22 protein-coding genes and 1 pseudogene are annotated in these 20,799 nt (G+C 37.3%); 21 read left to right on the top strand and 2 right to left on the bottom strand.

Features of this window, described 5'->3' with window-relative positions; translation table 11 throughout:
* Window positions 1-50 precede the first annotated feature (50 nt).
* From proS to KTB61_RS06875, 9 genes are all read left to right on the top strand, one after another.
* Window positions 51-1,487: a proline--tRNA ligase gene (gene proS, locus KTB61_RS06915; RefSeq protein WP_075759839.1), complete on the top strand. Its 1,437-nt coding sequence runs from the start codon at window positions 51-53 to the stop codon at window positions 1,485-1,487.
* Window positions 1,488-1,508: 21 nt separating this feature from the next.
* Window positions 1,509-2,858, top strand: a complete 1,350-nt coding sequence (locus KTB61_RS06910) for a CCA tRNA nucleotidyltransferase (protein ID WP_216697098.1) — start codon at window positions 1,509-1,511, stop codon at window positions 2,856-2,858.
* On the top strand, window positions 2,855-3,658 hold the full coding sequence (locus KTB61_RS06905) for a glycerophosphodiester phosphodiesterase family protein (protein WP_075759841.1): 804 nt from the start codon (window positions 2,855-2,857) through the stop codon (window positions 3,656-3,658). The genes KTB61_RS06910 and KTB61_RS06905 overlap by 4 nt, the downstream gene beginning before the upstream one ends.
* Window positions 3,659-3,747: 89 nt before the next feature.
* On the top strand, window positions 3,748-4,803 hold the full coding sequence (locus KTB61_RS06900; RefSeq protein WP_075759842.1) for a D-alanine--D-alanine ligase family protein: 1,056 nt from the start codon (window positions 3,748-3,750) through the stop codon (window positions 4,801-4,803).
* Window positions 4,804-4,817: 14 nt separating this feature from the next.
* Window positions 4,818-5,621: a glutamate racemase gene (gene murI / locus KTB61_RS06895; protein WP_075759843.1), complete on the top strand. Its 804-nt coding sequence runs from the start codon at window positions 4,818-4,820 to the stop codon at window positions 5,619-5,621.
* 12 nt (window positions 5,622-5,633) lie between these two features.
* A complete protein-coding gene (locus KTB61_RS06890) occupies window positions 5,634-6,065 on the top strand; it encodes a DUF1934 domain-containing protein (RefSeq protein ID WP_216697097.1) in 432 nt (143 codons plus the stop codon).
* A gap of 187 nt (window positions 6,066-6,252) precedes the next feature.
* On the top strand, window positions 6,253-7,365 hold the full coding sequence (locus KTB61_RS06885; RefSeq protein ID WP_075759845.1) for a sensor histidine kinase: 1,113 nt from the start codon (window positions 6,253-6,255) through the stop codon (window positions 7,363-7,365).
* A 13-nt stretch (window positions 7,366-7,378) separates the two neighbouring features.
* Complete coding sequence (locus KTB61_RS06880) at window positions 7,379-8,104, top strand: response regulator (RefSeq protein ID WP_216697096.1); 726 nt, start codon at window positions 7,379-7,381, stop codon at window positions 8,102-8,104.
* A gap of 41 nt (window positions 8,105-8,145) precedes the next feature.
* Entirely contained in the window at window positions 8,146-8,925 is a 780-nt protein-coding gene (locus KTB61_RS06875) for a tRNA threonylcarbamoyladenosine dehydratase (protein WP_216697095.1), read from the top strand.
* A gap of 37 nt (window positions 8,926-8,962) precedes the next feature.
* On the opposite strand, the gene KTB61_RS06870 is transcribed toward KTB61_RS06875, so the two are convergent.
* Window positions 8,963-9,475 carry a phosphatase PAP2 family protein gene (locus tag KTB61_RS06870; RefSeq protein ID WP_075759848.1) on the bottom strand — a complete coding sequence of 171 codons (513 nt, stop codon included), beginning with the start codon at window positions 9,473-9,475 and terminating at the stop codon, window positions 8,963-8,965.
* A gap of 114 nt (window positions 9,476-9,589) precedes the next feature.
* Here KTB61_RS06870 and KTB61_RS06865 point away from each other — a divergent pair, with 114 nt between their 5' ends.
* From KTB61_RS06865 to KTB61_RS06855, 3 genes are read left to right on the top strand one after another with little or no spacing between them, the layout of a single operon-like run.
* Window positions 9,590-10,015: a GNAT family N-acetyltransferase gene (locus KTB61_RS06865; RefSeq protein ID WP_075759849.1), complete on the top strand. Its 426-nt coding sequence runs from the start codon at window positions 9,590-9,592 to the stop codon at window positions 10,013-10,015.
* Window positions 10,016-10,039: 24 nt separating this feature from the next.
* Entirely contained in the window at window positions 10,040-10,504 is a 465-nt protein-coding gene (locus KTB61_RS06860; protein ID WP_075759850.1) for a DUF4190 domain-containing protein, read from the top strand.
* Window positions 10,488-10,832: a DUF2752 domain-containing protein gene (locus KTB61_RS06855; RefSeq protein WP_075759851.1), complete on the top strand. Its 345-nt coding sequence runs from the start codon at window positions 10,488-10,490 to the stop codon at window positions 10,830-10,832. Before KTB61_RS06860 ends, KTB61_RS06855 begins: the two co-directional genes overlap by 17 nt.
* 228 nt (window positions 10,833-11,060) lie before the next feature.
* Here KTB61_RS06855 and KTB61_RS06850 read toward each other — a convergent pair whose 3' ends face one another.
* Complete coding sequence (locus KTB61_RS06850) at window positions 11,061-11,822, bottom strand: DeoR/GlpR family DNA-binding transcription regulator (protein ID WP_075759852.1); 762 nt, start codon at window positions 11,820-11,822, stop codon at window positions 11,061-11,063.
* A gap of 222 nt (window positions 11,823-12,044) precedes the next feature.
* Between KTB61_RS06850 and KTB61_RS06845 the strand changes: the two genes are divergently transcribed.
* The 9 genes and pseudogenes from KTB61_RS06845 to KTB61_RS06805 all read left to right on the top strand — a co-directional run.
* Window positions 12,045-12,788 (top strand): nucleoside/nucleotide kinase family protein, encoded by a 744-nt coding sequence (locus KTB61_RS06845; RefSeq protein WP_216697094.1) that lies wholly within the window; start codon window positions 12,045-12,047, stop codon window positions 12,786-12,788.
* 56 nt (window positions 12,789-12,844) lie between these two features.
* Window positions 12,845-14,110 carry a zinc-binding dehydrogenase gene (locus KTB61_RS06840; RefSeq protein ID WP_075759854.1) on the top strand — a complete coding sequence of 422 codons (1,266 nt, stop codon included), beginning with the start codon at window positions 12,845-12,847 and terminating at the stop codon, window positions 14,108-14,110.
* Window positions 14,111-14,193: 83 nt separating this feature from the next.
* The gene (gene fba / locus KTB61_RS06835; RefSeq protein WP_216697093.1) at window positions 14,194-15,063 is read left to right on the top strand and encodes a class II fructose-1,6-bisphosphate aldolase; all 870 of its coding nucleotides are present in this window, start codon (window positions 14,194-14,196) and stop codon (window positions 15,061-15,063) included.
* Window positions 15,064-15,322: 259 nt separating this feature from the next.
* The gene (locus KTB61_RS06830; RefSeq protein WP_216697092.1) at window positions 15,323-16,042 is read left to right on the top strand and encodes a LytR/AlgR family response regulator transcription factor; all 720 of its coding nucleotides are present in this window, start codon (window positions 15,323-15,325) and stop codon (window positions 16,040-16,042) included.
* A gap of 28 nt (window positions 16,043-16,070) precedes the next feature.
* The gene (locus tag KTB61_RS06825; RefSeq protein WP_216697091.1) at window positions 16,071-17,345 is read left to right on the top strand and encodes a GHKL domain-containing protein; all 1,275 of its coding nucleotides are present in this window, start codon (window positions 16,071-16,073) and stop codon (window positions 17,343-17,345) included.
* A 272-nt stretch (window positions 17,346-17,617) separates the two neighbouring features.
* On the top strand, window positions 17,618-18,313 hold the full coding sequence (locus tag KTB61_RS06820; protein ID WP_075759857.1) for a TrmB family transcriptional regulator: 696 nt from the start codon (window positions 17,618-17,620) through the stop codon (window positions 18,311-18,313).
* Between the two features lies 1 nt (window position 18,314).
* Entirely contained in the window at window positions 18,315-19,565 is a 1,251-nt protein-coding gene (locus tag KTB61_RS06815) for a diaminopimelate decarboxylase (RefSeq protein ID WP_075759858.1), read from the top strand.
* Window positions 19,566-20,163: 598 nt separating this feature from the next.
* Window positions 20,164-20,565, top strand: a complete 402-nt coding sequence (gene tnpA / locus KTB61_RS06810) for an IS200/IS605 family transposase (protein WP_075759427.1) — start codon at window positions 20,164-20,166, stop codon at window positions 20,563-20,565.
* Window positions 20,566-20,567: 2 nt separating this feature from the next.
* Window positions 20,568-20,799 (top strand): annotated as a pseudogene (locus KTB61_RS06805) (hypothetical protein); the annotation flags it as partial.

Here is a 20,799-nt window from a genome sequence, read left to right as displayed (position 1 = left end):
AATTGCATAAAATGCGGATGCATTGAGCATAGAATAAAGGAGAAGATTTCATGGCAAAAGAAAAGAAATTAGTCGAAGCCATTACTGCGATGGAGGATGATTTTGCACAGTGGTATACCGACGTAGTGAAGAAAGCAGAACTGGTTGAATATTCAAGTGTTAGAGGATGTATGATTTTACGTCCAAACGGATATGCCATCTGGGAGAATATTCAGAAGACTTTGGATGCAATGTTTAAAGAAACAGGTGTGGAAAATGTTGCAATGCCGATGTTTATCCCGGAAAGTCTGTTAAAAAAAGAAGAAGATCATGTAGAAGGATTTGCACCGGAAGTAGCATGGGTTACTCACGGGGGAGATAAGAAACTTCAGGAACGTCTCTGTGTAAGACCAACTTCAGAAACATTATTCTGTGATTTCTATTCTAAAATTATCCAGTCACATCGTGATCTGCCTAAATTATATAATCAATGGGTATCTGTATGCAGATGGGAAAAGACAACAAGACCATTTTTGCGTACATCTGAATTCTACTGGCAGGAAGGACATACTGCACATGCCACAGCTGAGGAAGCAGAAGAACGTACGGTACAGATGTTAAATATGTATGCAGATTTCTGTGAAAAATATCTTGCAATTCCAGTAGTAAAAGGTCAGAAGACTGAAAAAGAAAAATTTGCAGGAGCTCATGCTACTTATACAATTGAAGCACTGATGCATGATGGAAAAGCTCTTCAGTCTGGTACAAGTCATAACTTTGGAGATGGATTTGCCAAAGCGTTTGATATTCAGTATACAGACAAGGATAATAAGCTGCAGTATGTACATCAGACATCATGGGGAATGTCTACAAGAATTATCGGAGCAATCATTATGGTTCACGGAGATGATTCAGGTCTTGTACTTCCTCCAAAAATCGCACCTGTACAGACAATGATTGTTCCAATCATGCAGAAAAAAGCAGGAGTGCTGGAAAAAGCAGAAGAAATCCGTCAGAGACTGGAATCTAATTTTAAAGTTAAGGTTGATGATTCTGATAAGAGTCCTGGATGGAAATTCAGTGAACAGGAAGTTCGCGGTATTCCAACGAGAATTGAAATCGGACCAAAAGATATCGAAAAAAATCAGGCAGTTATTGTACGCCGTGATACAAGAGAAAAGACAGTTGTTTCTTTAGATGAAATCGAAACAAAACTTGCAGAAGTTCTTGAAACAATGCAGAACGATATGCTGGAAAGAGCAAAGAAACATTTAGAAGAACATACCGTAGAAGCAAGAACATGGGATGAATTTACAGCACATATTGAAAAACAGGATGGTTTTGTAAAAGCTATGTGGTGTGGAGAAACAGAATGTGAAGAGGCAATCAAAGATGAAACTGGTGCTACTACAAGATGTATGCCATTTGAACAGGAAAATCTAGGTGATGTTTGTATTCATTGTGGAAAACCTGCGAAAAAAATGGTGTATTTTGGAAAGGCATATTAAACCTTTGAAAGAAGGATGTTTATGTTAAAAATCAAGATGCCTGTCCAGGCAAAAAAAATTATAAATACTTTAGAACAATCCGGCTACGAAGCTTACATCGTAGGCGGATGTGTTCGTGATGCAGTTCTTGGAAGAAAACCAATGGACTGGGACATTACGACATCAGCATCTCCTTTAGAAATCAAGGAGATTTTTTCTTATACCATAGATACCGGAATCGAACATGGTACCGTTACGGTTATGATGGATCATCAGCCTTTTGAAGTGACAACATATCGGATCGATGGCAAATATGAAGATCATCGAAGACCAAATGAAGTACAGTTTACCAAATGTCTGAAGGAAGATCTTTTAAGAAGAGATTTTACCATAAATGCCATGGCATATAATGACAGAGAAGGTCTGGTTGATATGTATCATGGAATGGAGGATCTGAAAAAAGGGCTGATTCGTTGTGTGGGGGTTGCTTCTCAGAGATTTGATGAGGATGCTTTAAGAATTCTCAGAGCATTACGTTTTCAGGCTCAACTTGGGTTTGAGATAGAGGAAGAAACAAAAGAAGCAATTAAAAATCAGGCCAGATTCCTCAAGGATATCAGTGCGGAACGTATACAGGTTGAACTTGATAAATTACTGGTATCGAATCATCCGGAAGTGATGGTCAATGCATATGAGCTGGGGGTAACAGCTGTGATCCTGCCGGAATTTGATCGTATGATGGAAACTCCGCAAAACAATCCCCATCACAAATATAATGTAGGAATTCATACGGTGGAAAGTATGAAAAATATTCAGCCGGATCATATTTTACGGTGGACTATGTTACTCCATGATGTGGGAAAACCGGAAGCCAGGGTAGAAGATAAAGATAAAGATCGCTTTAAAATGCATCCGGTAATTGGAGAGAAAATAGCAAGAAAGATTTTGCGTCGGTTAAAATTTGATAATCAGACATTACGTCAGGTGACGAAACTGGTATTATGGCATGATCGAAGATTCGGAAGCCCTGAAGAAGTAAATCCTAAAACGGTTCGCCGCTGGGCAAGTGATCTTGGACCGGAGCTTTTTGATAAGCTTATGAAAATTCAAAAGGCCGATATTGAAGCGCAAAGTTATTTTCATAGAGATGAAAAGGAATATATTTTACAGCAGACAAAGAAATATTTTCGTCAGGCGATGGATGAGAAAAACTGTCTGTCAATAAAAGAACTTACAGTTAACGGAGGAGACCTGATGGCTGCAGGTATGCCACAGGGGAAAGAGCTTGGAGACATGCTTTCCTGGCTTTTAGATAAAGTACTGGATGATCCGTCTTTGAATACAAAAGAAACTTTAATGAAGCTTGTAGATGAAAAGAGGAAGAATCTATGATTTTAGGTATTTTATTGATTGGATGTGTATTGTATATTCTAATGATAAAACCTGGAGAAAAAAGAAAGTCCCCGGTTTTGGATGTAAAATATTTTGCGCATAGAGGATTCCATTATATAGATGGCATACCGGAGAATTCCATGGCAGCTTTTCGAAAGGCAAAGGAACTGGGATATGGAATAGAGCTGGATGTTCAGCTGACGAAAGATCATGTAATAGTAGTTCATCATGATTATGATCTGGTCAGAACCTGTGGTGTTCAGAAAAAGATCTGTGATCTGACTTATCAGGAGTTACAGAAAATTTCATTGATGGGTACAGAAGAGAGAATTCCACGTTTTATTGATGTTCTTCATGAAATAGATGGGAAGGTGCCTCTTTTGGTGGAACTGAAAATGGAAACCTTTAATACCAGATTATGCACATTAACAGCAAAGGCACTGGACGCTTACAAGGGATTATACTGTATAGAAAGTTTTCATCCATATGCAGTATACTGGTTTAAAAAGCACAGACCACAGGTTATCAGAGGTCAGTTAAGTGAGCAGTTTTTTAAAGAAAAGGAATGGAACAATATTCCAGCTTATTTTGTGGTGAAGAATCTTTTAACCAATTTCATTACAAAGCCGGATTTTATTGCCTATCATTATAAATACAAAAATTGTCTTCCGCTTAAAATCTGCAGAAAGATTTATCATGTTCCAATATACGGATGGACATTTCGCAGTGAAAAAGAGTATTTAAAAAATAAAAGAGATTTCAATGGATTTATTTTCGAACGGTTTCACATTATTCCGTAGATTATGTTATACTGTTGCTATGTTACAGGAAAAATTCTTAAAATCTGATATATGAAATGAGAAATGGAATCTAAGGAGATGAGATAATTATGAAGAAAAATGTAGTGGTTGTTTTTGGAGGGGATTCCTCTGAACATGATATATCCTGTCTTTCTGCAATGACAGTGATCCAGAATATGGATAAGGAAAAATATAATATTATTCTTGTGGGAATTACAAAGGATGGGAAATGGCTGCTTGTAGATAAACTAAAAGACATTGAGGATGGAAGCTGGAGAGAAGGAGAAGTCAGAGCATTTATTTCTCCTGATACAACAACACGTTCTCTTGTTATTCTTGCAGAGGAGACATATAAATTACAGAAAGTTGATGTGATTTTCCCGGTTCTTCATGGAATGAACGGAGAAGATGGAACCATACAGGGACTGTTTGAAATGTCCAAAATTCCTTATGTTGGATGTGGTGTTCTGGCATCTGCAGTTTCAATGGATAAGGTATATACAAAAATTATTGTTGAAAAATTAGGTGTGGATCAGGCAAAATTTGTTCACATCAGAGAGACAGATTTCGGGGAACTGGATAAGGCAATGGATCGTGTGGAAAAAGAAATCCCATATCCTGTTTTTGTTAAACCGTCTTGTGCAGGATCTTCCAAAGGGGTTTCCAAAGCAGAGAATCGTAAGGAGCTGGAGGCAGCACTTTATGAAGCTGTAAAACATGATCGTAACATTCTGGTAGAAGAGACCATCATTGGACGAGAAGTTGAATGTGCGGTTCTTGGAGATCGAAAAGAAGTGAAAGCAACCTGCGTTGGTGAAATTCTTGCAGCAGCAGATTTTTATGATTTTGATGCAAAATATAATAATGCTGAATCTAAGACAGTGATTGATCCTGATATGCCGGAAGAATCAAAGGAAAAGATTCGTAAAGATGCTGTTGAAATATTTAAGGCTGTGGATGGATTTGGATGTTCAAGAGTAGACTTTTTCCTTGAGGAATCAGGAAGAGTTGTATTTAATGAAATCAATACACTTCCAGGATTTACATCCATCAGTATGTATCCAATGCTTTGGAAAGCTTGTGGATTGGATACACCACAGTTAATTGATACACTGATTGAACAGGCAAGAACAAGATATCGTTAGAAGGAGGTATTCCAATGGATGCACCAATTGGAGTATTTGATTCAGGAGTTGGAGGACTGACTGTTGCCAGAGAAATCATGAGGCAGCTTCCGGAAGAAAGTATGATTTATTTTGGGGATACGGCGAGAGTGCCATATGGAACAAAATCCAAAGATACCATTATCCGTTACTCCAGACAGATCGTGAATTTTCTTCTGAGCAAGGGTGTTAAAGCTGTTGTGATTGCATGCAATACGGCCAGTGCCCTGGCCATAGCAGAACTGCAGCAGGAATACATAGTTCCGATAATCGGTATGGTACAGCCGGGAGCCATTGCGGCAATGCAGGCAACAAAAAATAATAATATTGGAATTATAGGAACGAATGCAACGATTAAAAGCGGACAGTACAGTAAGTGTTTACGCAAACTGAATCCTAAGGTTACAGTTGTAACAAAAGCATGTCCGTTGTTTGTACCGCTGGTGGAAGAAGGACTGATTGATGATCGTATTACAGAGGATATGGTTTCCAGATATCTGAGAGAATTCAAACAATATAAAATAGACTCTCTGATTCTTGGATGTACCCATTATCCGTTATTGATCAATCCAATACAGAATTTTGTTGGTGATCAGGTAACTCTTGTAAATCCTGCATATGAAGTAGCTAAAACATTAAAACAGGTTTTGAAAGAAAACGGATTATCTGCTTCGAAAAATCATATGGCACAATATGAGTATTATGTCAGCGACATGGCAGATCAGTTTCTTTCTTTTGCAGACCGTGTCCTGCCATGCAGAGTAGATAAGGTTCAGCCTGTTGAAATTGAAAAATATTAGAAAGTGATAACTATGACAAAAGATGTACTGATTAATATTTCCGGTCTTCAGGTGGATGTGGATTCTGATGAACCTATTGAAGTGATGACGACCGGTGCCTACTACTTGAAAAATGGAAAACATTATATCCTGTATGATGAGATTGCTGAAGATAATGAGGTTGTTAAAAATATTTTAAAAATCGGCCCGCAGACAGTAGAACTTACCAAAAAGGGCGGAAGCAGTTCACATATGGTATTTGAAAAAGGAAAAGAGAATCTTTCTTATTACGATACACCATTTGGAAGTCTTCTCCTGGGTGTAAATACCAGCAGTATTGAGTGGAAAGAACAGGAAAATCATATGAAATTAAGAGTGAATTATGATTTGACTATCAATTCAGATCATGTATCCAACTGCATTATTGATGTTAGTATTCAATCTAATCATGTTGGAGAAGCATAGGGCATAAGACCGGGGATTTCTAATTAAGAAACCTCCGGTTTTTGATTACATAGGAAATTCTTTTCAATTTCCTATGTAATCAAAACACTCCGCGAAAGATGCGGACTGATACACAAGGGGATAATTGCTTGCGCAATAGCATCTGGCACGCAAAGCGATGCTTTGTTATTTAAGGGAGAATTGTTTTATGAAAAAATGGAAAAATCTAATGATAGCAGTTTTTATTCTGCTTACAGCAACATTGGTGTCTCATTTCTTTTTTTATCAGACCAGTCATTCAGGAAATGTACCCATTATATATGTTCTTGCAACATTTTTGATTTCACGATATACAGACGGATATTTCTGGGGGATTATATCTTCTTTTATCAGTGTTTTACTGATAAACTGGCGTTTTACATATCCGTATTTTCGATTGAATTTTCTTATAGAGGATTATCCCTTGACTTTTATTGGAATATTAATCATATCCATTATTACCAATATGACCACAAGCAGTCTAAATACACAAAAGGAAGAGGCAATAGAAAGAGAAAAACAGCTTGCAAAATTAAATGAGTACAATCAGGAAATTAATGAACTGAGACTTGAAAAGGAAAAAGAGAAAATGAGATCTGATCTTCTCCGATCTATTTCTCATGATCTAAGAACACCTCTTACAGGGATGATAGGTGCCAGCTCTACTTATCTGGAGGCAAAGGATTATTTAGATGAGGAGGCAAAAGATCAGCTGATTCTGGGAATACAGGAGGATGCAAACTGGCTGTTAAATATAGTTGAAAATCTTCTAAGCATTACAAGAATTCAAAATGATGGAAGTGATAATGTTGCCTGCGTAAAAAAAACACCGGAACCGCTGGAAGAGGTGGTATCAGAAGCAGTCATCCGATTTCAGAAAAGATATCCTGACAGCACAATCCAGGTGAAAATACCAGAAGAATTTCTGATGGTTCCAATGGATCCTACACTGATAGAACAGGTTATAATCAACCTTTTGGAAAATGCATGGGTACATTCTGGAGAATTTAAGCCCATTGATTTTTATATTCGACAAGAAGACAATAATGTAGTATTTTATATAAAAGATTATGGAAAAGGGATAGAAGAAGATCGGCTGGATACTATTTTTGATGGATGCGGAGGAATAAGTGAAAACGAAAGCCGTAAAGGTATGGGGGTAGGACTTAGCATCTGTAAAACAATCATACTGGCTCATCAGGGCTCGATTCATGCAAGAAATCATGAAAAAGGAGCACTATTCTATTTTAGTCTCCCATTGGAAGAAGAAAAAAGAAAATAGGAGGATTTGATACATGGCAGAGGTGAAGCTGACAGCATTAATTGTTGAAGATGAAGAAAATATTGGGAATTTTATGTCAGCCATATTAAAGGCTAATGGTTTTAAAACCATTCTATGTACTACAGGAGATCAGGGAATACAATGTGCAGAATCCTATTGTCCGGATATAATTTTATTGGATCTAGGGCTGCCGGATATGGATGGAGCAAAAGTTTTAGAAGCAGTACGACAATGGTCTGTAACACCGATTGTTGTTATTTCTGCAAGAAATCAGGAATCTGAGAAAGTAAGGGCACTGGATATGGGAGCAGATGACTATATAACCAAGCCTTTTGGAAATCAGGAGCTTCTGGCAAGAATCAGAACAGCTTTACGTCATCGTCAGCAGCCTATGGAGGCAGGAACCACTACACCTGTATATTGTGCAAAAGAATTAAAAATTGATTTTGATAAAAGAAGAGTATTTTTAAAAGATGAGGAAATCAGACTGACGCAGATAGAATATAAGCTGGTGTCTCTTTTAGCGGAAAATGCAGGGAGAGTTATCACTTATGAGTTTATTATTAAAAATATATGGGGACCTCATGCAGATAATAATAATCAGATCTTAAGAGTAAATATGGCAAATATCCGAAGGAAAATTGAAGAAAACCCTGCTGTTCCGCAGTATATTTATACAGAGGTGGGAGTAGGATATCGTATGCTCGAAAACGAATTATTTAGTCAGATGATAAAATAAGAAATTGAGATAAAGATGAAAAATTTAAAAGGTGGGAAATTATGTTAAATCAGTTTTCTAGAACAGAATTATTATATGGAAAAGCAGCCATGGAGAGATTAGAGAATTCCAGAGTTGCTGTATTTGGAGTCGGCGGAGTTGGAGGATATACTGTAGAAGCATTGGCAAGAAGTGGTGTTGGAGCAATAGACCTGATTGATGATGACAAAGTATGTTTAACCAATTTAAACCGCCAGATTATTGCTACAAGATCAACAATAGGAAAATATAAGGTAGATGTGGCGAAAGAACGTATTTTAGATATTAATCCTAAATGTGCTGTGAACGTATACAAATGCTTTTATCTTCCGGAGACAAAGGATCAGTTTGATTTTAAAGATTATTCTTATGTTGTTGACTGTATTGACACAGTCACTGGAAAGATTCAGCTGGTTATGCAGGCAAAAGAGGCAGGGACTCCGATTATCAGCAGCATGGGTGCAGGAAATAAAGTACATCCTGAAATGTTTGAAGTGGCGGATATTTATAAAACCTCTGTGTGTCCTCTTGCAAGGGTTATGCGTAGAGAACTGAAGAAGCGAGGAGTGAAGGATTTAAAAGTCGTCTATTCCAGAGAAAAAGCCAGAAGACCAATAAATGATATGGCAATTAGCTGTAGAGAAAACTGCATCTGTCCACCAGGAGCACAACATAAATGTACAGACCGCAGAGATATTCCAGGCTCCACAGCATTTGTCCCGTCAGTGGCAGGACTAATTATAGCTGGAGAAATTATCAATGACCTAACAGAAGATGTATTACCAGAGGAATTAAGATCATAAAAATAAGAGGCTGTGCTTCAAAAGCATAGCCTCAATTTTATGATGTCTTTTTGTTATATATGTATAAATAATAAAATATTAAAGCACAAACACTGCCTAAGATGATTCCTGCCAGTACATCTGTTGGAAAATGCACATATAGATACATCCGGCTGAATGCAATGGCAACTGCGAGAAGATAAGCAGGCAAAGCAAAACGACGGTTAAGTAAAGTAAGGAATAAGGCTGCACAAAAAGAAGATGCCGTGTGTCCAGATGGGAAGGAATATCCGGACGGAGCAGGAATGATTAAATCAAAGGACTGCTGTATAAAAGGTCTTGGTCGTGCAATGAGAGGTTTGATAATCTGTTCACCTAAAAGATTTCCGGTCAGCATGGCAAGAAGAATAAAAATACCAGCCTTCCGGTATCTTTTAGTAAAAAGCAATAAGACACAGATGAAAATCCATATCAATCCACCGTTTCCCAGCATTGTAATATGGGAAAAAATAAAATCAAGAAAGTCGCATCTCATGTGAGTCTGAATCCAGTTCAATATCATAAAATCCATAAATTCACCTTCTATTTATCCTAAAATCTGCAAAATAATCTGTTTCATTATATCATAATTTGAAGTAACATGATATAATACTTTTCTATGAATACAAATAGAGGGATGAGAAAAATGGGTAAAGTAACATTAGTTTCAAATCATATGGGAATCGATACTTATCTGGAACTGCGGAAAGCAGTGGGATTTAAGCCGCTTTCAAGGACACAGGCAAAGAAAGCGCTGGATCATAGCCTTTATATTGTCTGTGCTTACATAGATGCACAAATTGTCGGAATGGGACGTCTAGTAGGTGATGGTGCAGTTATCTGCTATATTCAGGATTTAATGATTCATCCGGATTTTCAGCATTATGGAATAGGAAGTGTAATTATTGAAGATTTAATCCAGTATGTGGAAAATTTATGTGAAGAGGGAACAGAAATTATGCTGGATCTGATGTGCGCCGTGGGAAGAGAACCCTTTTACCAGAAACATGGATTTATTTCCAGGCCAACCAAAGAGCTGGGACCTGGAATGATTCGATATATCAGATCGTAGTTTTGATATTAAGGAGGAATATGGATGAATGAGAAAAAGTATGATCCCTACACAGGATATGAAATTCATGAGGATCAGGAAAATAAACAAGGACTGAATCAGGACAGTATAGTCATTGGTGACGCTAAAGAAACATATCATAAAGAAGAAACAGCAGATGGCCAGTCCAATGGTATTGCACTGGCTTCGATGATTCTTGGAATTATAGCCGTGCTTTTGATGCTTACATGCTGCTGTTCACCAATTGCAATTTTTTTGGGAATTGCAGCTATCGTCTGTTATGCAGTATCACCTAAAGTATCCGGAGTAAGAGATAAAAAAGCAAAGGCAGGTCTGATCTGTGGTATTGTTTCGATTATCGGAACGATTCTTCTGATTCTCCTATTTATTTTTAATATCTTTTTAAATAACGATTTTCAGAAATCATTTGAAAAAGAATTTAATGATTCATATGAAGAACAGGTAGAAGATTATGATGATACTTTTTAAGATAGTAAGACTGATGCCTTGCTTTTTTAAAGAAGTAACGCATCTTTACTGTCCCGCCTGTGGTGGAACCAGGGCGGTAATCGCACTGATGCATCTGGACGTAAAAAGAGCTTTGTTTTGTAATCCGACCGTAGTATATGGAGCTGTGATAGTTTTATGGTGTATTATCTGGATTGCAGCCAGACAGCTGTTTCAAATAAAAATTAAAATATTAAAGCCGGGATTATGGATGTTAATAACTGGAATTATAATATTTCTGGGGTTTGCCCTGATTAGAAATATGGCGGTTTATCAATTTGGATATGATTATCTGGGTGATTTAATTTAAAAAGGGAAGAGAATCTATTATTATAGGATCTCTTCCCTTTTTCCTGTTATATCAGATGAGGGATGACTCCCGCCTCTGTAGGCGGTGAGCAACAATTATGTATCAGTGGCGGGTTTCAATCCCCCATCTGATATACGCTCCGCGAGGATGCGCAGGAATTCGGATTGGAAGTATGTCTGCTATGCAGACCCGAATTCCGCGCCAAGACTCGCGAGCGAGTCTTGAATATTACACAAGGATGACTTCAGTAAGTTCACTGAGGGTTTTAAACGTTTCTGCCGGAAGATTCCGATCAGTGATGAAATAATCGATATCCTTCCAATTGGCATACTGTACAAGAGAACAGACATGTGCCTTTGAACTGTCTGATATAACAACAACTACCTTGGATTGTGGAATAATGGACTGTTTAATCTGGGCATCTGTAAATTCAGTGACAGCAGGACCATTATGCCCCTCAAAACCACTGGTTCCGAGGAAAGCGATATCTACTTTGATGCTGTTGATCAGATTGGTTGTCTGGAAACCTTCTGTGGACATATTATTTGGATTTAGCTGTCCGCCGGTTAAAATGGTAACATTGTTTCCGTTGTTAAGAAAGTAGGTTGTGTTGATAGAATTAGTGACAATGGTGTATCCGGTTTTCTGACTTAGCAATTGTGCCATGCACTGCATTGTGCTTCCTGCATCCAGATAAATGACGGCTTTTTCAGGTATCAGCTCCAGAGCTTTTTCGCATAAGGCAAGTTTAAGATTCCGGTTTTCATCAGTTCTTGCTTCAATAGGAACAGGGATTAAGCTGGAAACCAGAGTTGCACCACCATGGCTTCGTTCTATGGCACCGATTTCCTGAAGATGGGTCAGATCTCTGCGAATAGTCTCTTTTGTGACGTCAAATTTTTCTGCCAGTTCTCCAATTTTGGCACTGCCGGTGCTGTTAATATATTCGATGATTTCATTTTGTCGTTCTTTGGCAAGTAGTTTTCCCATAAATGCTCCTCCTGCGGATTTTTTTCTTGATAATAGTTTAATAGAAAAACAGACACAAGTCAAATTAAAACAACAGAAACAAAAATAAAACCAAAATTAAATAAAATTATTATTGACACAATCACATAAAACAAATATAATCAAAACACAAACAAAAATAAACGGACACAAAAACAAACATAAACAAAAAGAAGTTGTGATAAAAGAGAAAGAGGTATTGCAATGAAAGAATGGAAAAAATATTTATTCACAGTAAATGGATTTGAAATGGAGACTATATATAATCAGGAAACCATTGAGAATGTTTTTCTTCCATTACTGCAGAAACTGACAAAGATACAAAAGGAGAAAGATTCCAGAATCGTAGTATTTTTAGCGGCACCACCGGCAGTAGGCAAGACAACTTTATGTCAGTTTCTGGAATATTTATCACAGAAAGAAGATGTGACAGAAGTTCAGGCACTGGGACTGGATGGATTTCATTATCACTCAGATTATATTAATTCTCATGATGCAGTTGTGTTTGGAAAGACAGTACCGATGAAAACGGTGAAAGGATGTCCTGAAACTTATGATACGGACAAACTCCAGGAGAAAGTGAAAAGTATTAAAACACAGAATATTTTATGGCCGATTTATGATAGAAACATTCATGATGTGGTGGAAGATGTAATAGAGGTTACAAAGGATATTATTTTAATTGAAGGAAACTGGCTTTTATTAAGTGAGGAACCATGGAAATCCATTAAGGATGTGGCAGATTATACAATCCTGATTCGTTCAAAAGAAGAAACATTAAAGAATAGACTGATTGGAAGAAAAATGAAAGGTGGACTTTCAAGGGAAGATGCCGAAGCATGGTACTATAATACAGACAGTGTAAATGTAAAAAGAGTTTTAGAAGATTCATTACCAGGGGACCTTATGTTAAAGGTTGAAGATGATGGGGATTATGTTTTACTGTAGCAGCAGTATGGTAAATTGTAGAATGACAACACATGTTTGAATGGGAGGTAAAGAGCATGAAATCAACAGCAGCAGTTCTTGCAGGAAAAAATCAGGTGTATGTAAAAGAAGTGGATCTGCCGGAAATCGGAGAGGAAGAACTTTTAGTAAAAGTTGTGTCCAATAGTATCTGTTTATCTACATACAAAGCAGCATTACGTGGTGGGGAACATAAGAGAGTACCAGATGACGTCAGTCCGGAACATCCAACGATTACAGGACATGAATTTGGCGGATATATTGTTAAAGTTGGAGAAAAATTAAAAGATCAGTTTAAAGAAGGAGACAAGTTTGTATTACAGCCTGCAATGGGACTGGAAAGCGGATATTCTGCCGGATACAGCTATGAATATTATGGGGGAAATGCAACATATTGTATTATTCCAAAAGTTTCGATTGATCTTGGATGTGTTCTTCCATATAAGGGAACTTATTTTGCAAATGCATCTCTTGCAGAACCAATGTCTTGTATCATTGGTGCGTTCCATGCAACTTATCATACAACTCCTTATGTTTATGAACATCAGATGGGATTAAAGGATGGTGGAAGCGTAGCACTTCTGGGATGTGCAGGACCTATGGGACTGGGTGCAATTGATTATGCTGTGCATGGATCATACAATTCAAAGAGAGTTGTTGTAACAGATATTAACGAAGAAAGACTGGAACGTGCAAAATCACTGATTACACCAGAAGATGCAGCAGAAAACGGTGTAGAACTGATTTATGTAAATACTGCAGACAATGATAATGCAGTAGAGGATCTAAAAGCTTTAAACGACGGAAAAGGTTATGATGAAGTATTCGTATTTGCACCGGTTATTCCATTAATTGAAATGGGAGATGATCTGCTTGGAAATGACGGATGTCTGAACTTCTTTGCAGGACCTACAGTAAATGATTTTAAAGCAAAATATAATTTCTATAATGTACATTATGAAAGCACACATATCTGTGGAACTTCTGGAGGAGCTCCAGCTGATATGATTGAATCTCTGGAATTATCTGAAGCAGGAAAAATCAATCCATCTTATATGATCACACATATTGGAGGAATTAATGCAGCACCAGAGACAATTTTGAATCTTCCTAAAATCCCGGGAGGAAAGAAACTGATTTACCCTCACATTAATCTGGAATTAACAGCAATTGAAGATTTTGAAAAACTTGGAAAAGATAATCCAATGTTTGCACGTTTGGCAGAAATCTGTCAGGCAAATAATAATGTATGGTGTGAAGAAGCAGAAAAATATCTGCTGGAGACTCTGGCACCAGAAGAATAGGACAGGACTCTTGCAACCCTGAGGTAAATAGAGTATAATAAATACGATGTGAAATAATTAACGAATTATATGGAGGACAAACTATGTTAGTATCAGCAAAAGAAATGTTAAACAAGGCAAAAGCTGGACATTATGCAGTTGGACAGTTTAATATCAACGACCTTGAATGGACAAAAGCTATTTTATTGGCAGCAGAAGAAACAAGATCTCCTGTAATCTTAGGTGTATCTGAAGGTGCTGGAAAATATATGACAGGATACAAAACTGTTGTAGGAATGGTTAACGGAATGTTAGAAGAATTAAACATTTCTGTACCAGTTGCACTTCATCTGGATCACGGTTCTTATGAAGGATGCTACAAATGTATCGAAGCAGGATTCTCTTCTGTTATGTTTGACGGTTCTCATTATCCAATTGAAGAAAACGTTGAAAAAACAAAAGAACTTGTAAAAGTAACAAAAGGAAAAGGATTATCTATCGAAGCTGAAGTTGGTTCTATCGGTGGAGAAGAAGATGGAGTTATCGGTAAAGGTGAATGTGCAGATCCTGAAGAATGTAAAGCAGTTGCAGATTTAGGTGTAACAATGCTTGCAGCAGGAATCGGTAATATCCATGGAAAATACCCAGAAAACTGGGAAGGATTAAGCTTTGAAACATTAGATGCTATCCAGAAGTTAACAGGAGATATGCCATTAGTATTACATGGTGGTACAGGTATCCCTGATGATATGATCAAAAAAGCAATCTCTCTTGGAGTAGCTAAGATTAATGTTAATACAGAATGCCAGATCGCATTTGCTGAAGCTACACGTAAATATATCGAAGCAGGAAAAGACCTGGAAGGAAAAGGTTTTGACCCTCGTAAATTATTAGCTCCAGGAGCAGAAGCAATCAAAGATATGGTTATCACAAAGATTAAATTATTCGGATCTGACGGAAAAGCAGACGAATAAGATCTGACCATGATATAACGACAAACACCTCTGTGAATTCTCTCCGCAGAGGTGTTTTTTTTATTACATAGGAAATTCCTTTGAATTTCCTATGTAATAAAAAACGCTCCGCGCGGATGTGCACGATGTGCAAAGGAAAGCAGTTAAAACTGCTGCACATCGGCACGCAAAGCGGAGCAAGTCCCTCATGATTGAGGGATACAGGGAGTTGATAGCGGACTTGTCCGCTTTGTTCTAGAAAAAATATATGGAGGAAACTATGGAAGAACAATATCATATTGCCATATGTGACGATGAGGAGTTCTGGAGAGAAAAAATAAAAACCTTTTGTATGGAAACTTCAGAAAAACTGCAGATAAATTTAAAAATTTTTCTATTTAAAACAGGAGAAGAATTAATTCAGTCTGATCAGGTCTTCCAAGTACTGTTTCTGGATGTAGAATTGGGAAATATAGATGGATTTGAAATTGGATTGGTTTGGAAAAAACAAAAAAGACCGGGAAGGATCATTTATATAACCAGCCATGATGAATGGGTACAGCAAGCATTTAAAGTTCAGGCATTTCGGTATTTATACAAGGATTCTGACATGGAAGCCGGATTTCAGGAGGCTTTGACAGAAGCACTGCGGGAATACCGGGAAGAAAATGATTTTTTAGTTTTTTCAGGAAAGAAAGAATACTTTATTAAGATAAAAGATATTCAGTATATTGAATCTTTAGGAGATGAGATGGCACTTCATCTGGAAAAAGATTATATTATTGTAAAAGAAACATTAAAGGAAATAAATAAGCGGCTGGATCAAAGATTTTATCAATGTCACAAAAGTTATATCGTAAATATGCAGAATATTTTAAAGTTGGAAAATGACAAAGTTTATCTAAAACATGGAGAAACGGTAGCGGTTTCTGTAAGACGCCGGAAAGAAATGAAAAAACAATATTTTCAGTTCATTAAGAGTCAGGCAGAATATTTATGAGAGGTATGAGAGGAAAGATGAAATGATTATGAAATGTACATATTGGATGATAATTTATCTTGTGGAATGTCTGAAAATGATAGTTTGTCTTCGGGGGATCATTGGAATTAATTTAACAAAAGGAAAAAATAACTATATCATGATAGGAATTGGAATGGGACTTAGCTTTGTGGCAGCATGGTGTTTTCCTCAACAGATTGACCCTATTGTTATCCTTTTGCTTTTTATAACCAATGTAGTCATATTTGGTAAAGTCATCTATGGATTTCTGGCAGTGTTTTCTGTGGGAATATTTGATGCCGTTTTATCCTACGCGATCATCATCATCTTTCAGCTGGATTTTGACAAGATGTATGTAAGCGAACTTTTTTCTAATGTGGAAGAAGCAGTGAGCCTCTGTCTGCTTGTGGTTATTGCATTATGCAGGCAACGGGTCAGAAAGGAAAATGATCCATATCAATTTCAGGATTTGTTATATATGGTCATTATTTTAATAGGAATCATTCTATGTGTAAATCCTCTTGTCACAGCAGGATTACGAAATTGGGATTCCATGAAAATCAGGATATGGTTTTTGTTGGGCATTATCTTATTGGAACTTGGCATTTTGGGGCTGATTTTTAAAATGCTGAACGAACGCAGTCAGAGAGAAGTGTATGAAAATGAGCTGCAGTGGAACCAGAAGTTCTTAGACGAGCAGAAACAATACTACAAAATGTTGTTACAGAAAGAAGAACATACAAAAAAATTCCGTCATGATATGAACAGTCGGCTTCGGTGTATATATGAATTTCTTACACAGGGTCAATATGACAGAGTACAGCAAAATCTGGAAGAATTATTAGGAGAAATCCAGGGAAAGGAAAAAATAGTACATACCGGAAATGAAGTGGCAGATATTGTCATTAATGATTGGATAGCGGATAAAGATGTAGTATTTCACTGGAAAGGACTGATACCGGGAGAGCTTGTTTTGAAAGATAGTGAAATCTGTATTTTGTTTTCGAATCTGGTGAAAAATGCGGAAGAAGCAGTGAGGAATCTTACCCAAAAAGATATCTGGATCCTGGTTAAAGTTATGAATCATAATCTGGTTATCATTGAGGAAAATCCAAAGGATCCGGAACAAGGAATCGTTCAGACAAAGAAACATTTACAAACAAGTAAGCGTGACGAAAAGAATCATGGATTTGGAAGCAGGAATATACAGGAAATTATAGAAAAATATCATGGAGATATACAATATGAAGATAAAGGGAATCTGTTCAGGGTTGAGATCGTACTACCTGATATAAAAAAATGAAACGTTCATCAGGAAAAATAAACGTTCATCGCAAGTTGGTTGAATGTTTTGCATAAGAGGATTATGATGCTTTTAGAGGGGGAAAGGACATGGAATACATAATTATGTTGTGCAAATGGCCTTGGTGGGTATAAAAGGCAGAATAATAAGGGTAGAAGATTTGAGATACATGGTAGAAAATGATATATTTTCTAAAAAGAATGTCAAGTTCATCTTGACATTCTTTTTTTTCTAAACTATAGTATTCCTAGATAGGAACACGAGGTGAAACGATGGATAATGTGGAATGTCTGATGGAGTTTGGACTGACAAGACATGAGGCCAGTTTGTATGTTCTTCTTACATTAGAAGGAAATCTCAATGGATATGAAGCCGCTAAATTAAGTGGTATTTCAAGATCAAATACTTATAATGCACTGGCAGGGCTGGTGGATAAAGGTGCTGCCCGTATGCAGGAAGAAGATACTGTAAAATATACACCGGTTCCGGTAGAGGAGTTTTGTAACAATAAGATTCGTCATATGGAGAACCGAAAAAAAGTACTGATTACAGAGATGCCTTCCAAAAGAGAGAACAAAGGAGGGTATTTAACGATCAGAGGTGAAGAACATATCTGTGACAAGATCATTGATATGCTGTCTCATGCCAAAGAACGTGCTTATGTATCCATATATAATGAACGATTGGAATCTTTTCGTGTATATCTGGAAAAAATGACAGCACAGGGTAAGAAAGTGGTAATCATAACCAATGAACCTTTTGAATTGACAGGAGCTACCGTTTATCTGACAGAATGCAGGAAAGAACAGATTCGTTTGATCACAGATTCCAATGATGTACTGACGGGCGAAATCACCAATCAATATGAGGCAACTTGTCTTTATTCCAGCAATAACAATCTTGTTGAAGTATTTAAAGATGCTTTAGCAAATGAAATAGAATTATTAAAAATGAAAGGAAACAATTGACATGGCAAAGAAACCATTTGTAACAAAAGAACAATTAGATGAAATCGTAAAAAAATATCCGACACCATTTCATTTATATGATGAAAAAGGAATCCGTGAAACTGCAAGAGGATTATATAAAGCATTTTCATGGAATAAAGGATTTAAAGAATATTTTGCAGTAAAGGCAACACCAAATCCAACGATTTTAAAAATCTTAAAGGAAGAAGGTTGCGGAACAGACTGCTCTTCTTTAACAGAACTGATGATGTCTGATAAATGTGGTTTTTCAGGGGATGAAATCATGTTCTCATCCAATGATACTCCTGCTGAAGAATTTAAACTGGCAAAACAGCTGGGAGCTACGATTAACTTAGATGATATTACACATATTGATTTCTTAAAAGAAACTGCTGGAATTCCGGAAAAGATTTCCTGCCGTTTCAATCCAGGCGGATATTTTTCACTGGGAACAGATATTATGGACAACCCTGGTGATGCTAAATATGGAATGACAACAGAGCAGATGTTTGAAGCATTTACAAGATTAAAAGAACTGGGAGTAAAAGAATTTGGTATCCATTCTTTCCTGGCAAGCAATACAGTAACAAACGAGTATTATCCAACTCTGGCAAAACAGCTGTTTGAACTGGCTGTTGAACTGAAAGAAAAAGTAGGAGTTCATATTGGATTTATTAACCTTTCCGGTGGTGTTGGAGTTCCTTATCTTCCGGATCAGGAAGGAAATGATATTGCAGTTATCGGAGAAGGTGTGCACAAAGCATTTGATGAGATCTTAGTACCTGCAGGAATGGGAGATGTAAAAATCTTTACAGAACTGGGACGTTATATGCTGGCACCGAATGGACATCTGGTAACCAAAGCAATTCATGAAAAACATACACACAAAGAATATATCGGTGTAGACGCATGTGCAGTAAACTTAATGCGTCCTGCCATGTATGGAGCTTACCATCACATTACGGTTATGGGAAAAGAAGATCAGCCATGTGATCACATGTATGATGTAACAGGTTCTCTTTGTGAAAATAATGATAAATTCGCCATTGACCGTAAACTTCCAAAAATCGATATGGGAGATTTGCTGGTAATTCATGACACAGGAGCTCATGGATTTGCCATGGGATATAACTATAATGGAAAATTAAAATCTGCTGAAATTTTATTAAAAGAAGATGGAACAACAGAAATGATTCGTCGTGCTGAAACTCCAGAAGATTATTTTGCTACCATTAAAGGCTTTAATTTCTAAAACATAAATTGCTTTGACTGCCGTATTTTTTATACGGCAGTTTTTGTTACTTGGGAAATCCTTTTGGATTTCCTATGTAACAAAAAACACTTTGCGTAAGATGCGACCAGATGCACGTTGAAGCGGACTTGTCCGCTTCGTTTTTATCAAACGACCTAGCAAAAATACTCCCACTTCAAGCCCGTAGCGGGATAAGTGGTGAGATGAATTGCCGAAGCCGTGCCCTAGTAGAAAATAGAGCCGGAATTTCCGGCTCATACGCCTACCCTCGTCCAATCCCACATCGCACCATTTCACGCTGCATTGCTCGTGTTGCTGGCGCTTGGGTTTTGGCTGAATCAATTAAATTATCAACAGATTTCGAGCCTATTGTATTCCTCTCTTTCATTTTGGGCTATTTCATAAAAAGCTTTTGCCAACTCAAACTCATTTTCGCAATCCCACCCTATCCACTACGCACTCTTCAAGTTCGTCTCAATGATAATCAATATACAATTATACCTCGAACGGCAATAAAAACGTATAGTATCTGGTTGAAATTTTCAAAAAATTCCCTTATAATAAAATCAGTCTTAAATGTAGAAAGGGCTAGATACCAATGGAATTACAAACAAATAACCATTCAGTCTTTGCATTGCACTATCATCTGGTGATGGTAGTCAAATACCGCAGGCGTGTACTGGATGACACTATCTCTGACAGACTGAGAGAAATCTTTGAAAACGTGGCCGGTAACTATCACATTACCGTGGAAGAATGGAATCATGACATTGATCATGTCCATGTATTGTTCCAGGCACACCCAAAGAGTGAATTATCCAAATTCATCAACGCCTACAAGTCTGCCAGTAGCCGTCTCATCAAGAAAGAATATCCGGCCATCCGGAAGAAACTCTGGAAGGAAATGTTCTGGAGCCGTTCTTTCTGCTTGTTGACCACAGGCGGTGTCACCATGGATGTCATTCGGCAGTACATCGAGGATCAAGGAGAGAAAGAGTAAGTATGAAAGGAAAGAAAAAGGACAAACACTATCTTTGTGTAAAACAGCAATTGAAACGTCTGACGAAGGAAGAATACCTCATCCTTCGTGAACTTTGTCATGCTGCAAAAAACCTCTACAACGAGGGCTTATACAGTGTTCGTCAGCATTTCTTCCAGACGGAAGAATATCTTCCTTACGCCAAAAACTATCATCTCCTTAAAAACAGCGAAAACTATAAGCTGTTAAACAGTA

Origin of the sequence: Anaerostipes faecalis (genome assembly GCF_018982945.1) — a bacterium.
GTDB lineage: Bacteria > Bacillota > Clostridia > Lachnospirales > Lachnospiraceae > Anaerostipes > Anaerostipes faecalis.
The sequence above is the reverse complement of the archived record's forward strand: the minus strand, read 5'-3'. Positions and strand labels throughout refer to the sequence as shown.

What these genes read in the sequence shown, in the direction of transcription:
- KTB61_RS06910 (WP_216697098.1), top strand. Translation starts at nt 1,509, where the DNA reads ATGTTAAAAATCAAGATGCCTGTCCAGGCAAAAAAAATTATAAATACT.
- murI (WP_075759843.1), top strand. Translation starts at nt 4,818, where the DNA reads ATGGATGCACCAATTGGAGTATTTGATTCAGGAGTTGGAGGACTGACT.
- KTB61_RS06815 (WP_075759858.1), top strand. Translation starts at nt 18,315, where the DNA reads ATGGCAAAGAAACCATTTGTAACAAAAGAACAATTAGATGAAATCGTA.
- KTB61_RS06875 (WP_216697095.1), top strand. Translation starts at nt 8,146, where the DNA reads ATGTTAAATCAGTTTTCTAGAACAGAATTATTATATGGAAAAGCAGCC.
- fba (WP_216697093.1), top strand. Translation starts at nt 14,194, where the DNA reads ATGTTAGTATCAGCAAAAGAAATGTTAAACAAGGCAAAAGCTGGACAT.
- KTB61_RS06825 (WP_216697091.1), top strand. Translation starts at nt 16,071, where the DNA reads ATGAAATGTACATATTGGATGATAATTTATCTTGTGGAATGTCTGAAA.
- KTB61_RS06880 (WP_216697096.1), top strand. Translation starts at nt 7,379, where the DNA reads ATGGCAGAGGTGAAGCTGACAGCATTAATTGTTGAAGATGAAGAAAAT.
- KTB61_RS06845 (WP_216697094.1), top strand. Translation starts at nt 12,045, where the DNA reads ATGAAAGAATGGAAAAAATATTTATTCACAGTAAATGGATTTGAAATG.
- KTB61_RS06860 (WP_075759850.1), top strand. Translation starts at nt 10,040, where the DNA reads ATGAATGAGAAAAAGTATGATCCCTACACAGGATATGAAATTCATGAG.
- KTB61_RS06870 (WP_075759848.1), bottom strand. Translation starts at nt 9,475, where the DNA reads ATGGATTTTATGATATTGAACTGGATTCAGACTCACATGAGATGCGAC.
- KTB61_RS06820 (WP_075759857.1), top strand. Translation starts at nt 17,618, where the DNA reads ATGGATAATGTGGAATGTCTGATGGAGTTTGGACTGACAAGACATGAG.
- KTB61_RS06830 (WP_216697092.1), top strand. Translation starts at nt 15,323, where the DNA reads ATGGAAGAACAATATCATATTGCCATATGTGACGATGAGGAGTTCTGG.
- KTB61_RS06865 (WP_075759849.1), top strand. Translation starts at nt 9,590, where the DNA reads ATGGGTAAAGTAACATTAGTTTCAAATCATATGGGAATCGATACTTAT.
- KTB61_RS06885 (WP_075759845.1), top strand. Translation starts at nt 6,253, where the DNA reads ATGAAAAAATGGAAAAATCTAATGATAGCAGTTTTTATTCTGCTTACA.
- KTB61_RS06900 (WP_075759842.1), top strand. Translation starts at nt 3,748, where the DNA reads ATGAAGAAAAATGTAGTGGTTGTTTTTGGAGGGGATTCCTCTGAACAT.
- KTB61_RS06855 (WP_075759851.1), top strand. Translation starts at nt 10,488, where the DNA reads ATGATGATACTTTTTAAGATAGTAAGACTGATGCCTTGCTTTTTTAAA.
- KTB61_RS06840 (WP_075759854.1), top strand. Translation starts at nt 12,845, where the DNA reads ATGAAATCAACAGCAGCAGTTCTTGCAGGAAAAAATCAGGTGTATGTA.
- KTB61_RS06890 (WP_216697097.1), top strand. Translation starts at nt 5,634, where the DNA reads ATGACAAAAGATGTACTGATTAATATTTCCGGTCTTCAGGTGGATGTG.
- KTB61_RS06905 (WP_075759841.1), top strand. Translation starts at nt 2,855, where the DNA reads ATGATTTTAGGTATTTTATTGATTGGATGTGTATTGTATATTCTAATG.
- tnpA (WP_075759427.1), top strand. Translation starts at nt 20,164, where the DNA reads ATGGAATTACAAACAAATAACCATTCAGTCTTTGCATTGCACTATCAT.
- KTB61_RS06850 (WP_075759852.1), bottom strand. Translation starts at nt 11,822, where the DNA reads ATGGGAAAACTACTTGCCAAAGAACGACAAAATGAAATCATCGAATAT.
- proS (WP_075759839.1), top strand. Translation starts at nt 51, where the DNA reads ATGGCAAAAGAAAAGAAATTAGTCGAAGCCATTACTGCGATGGAGGAT.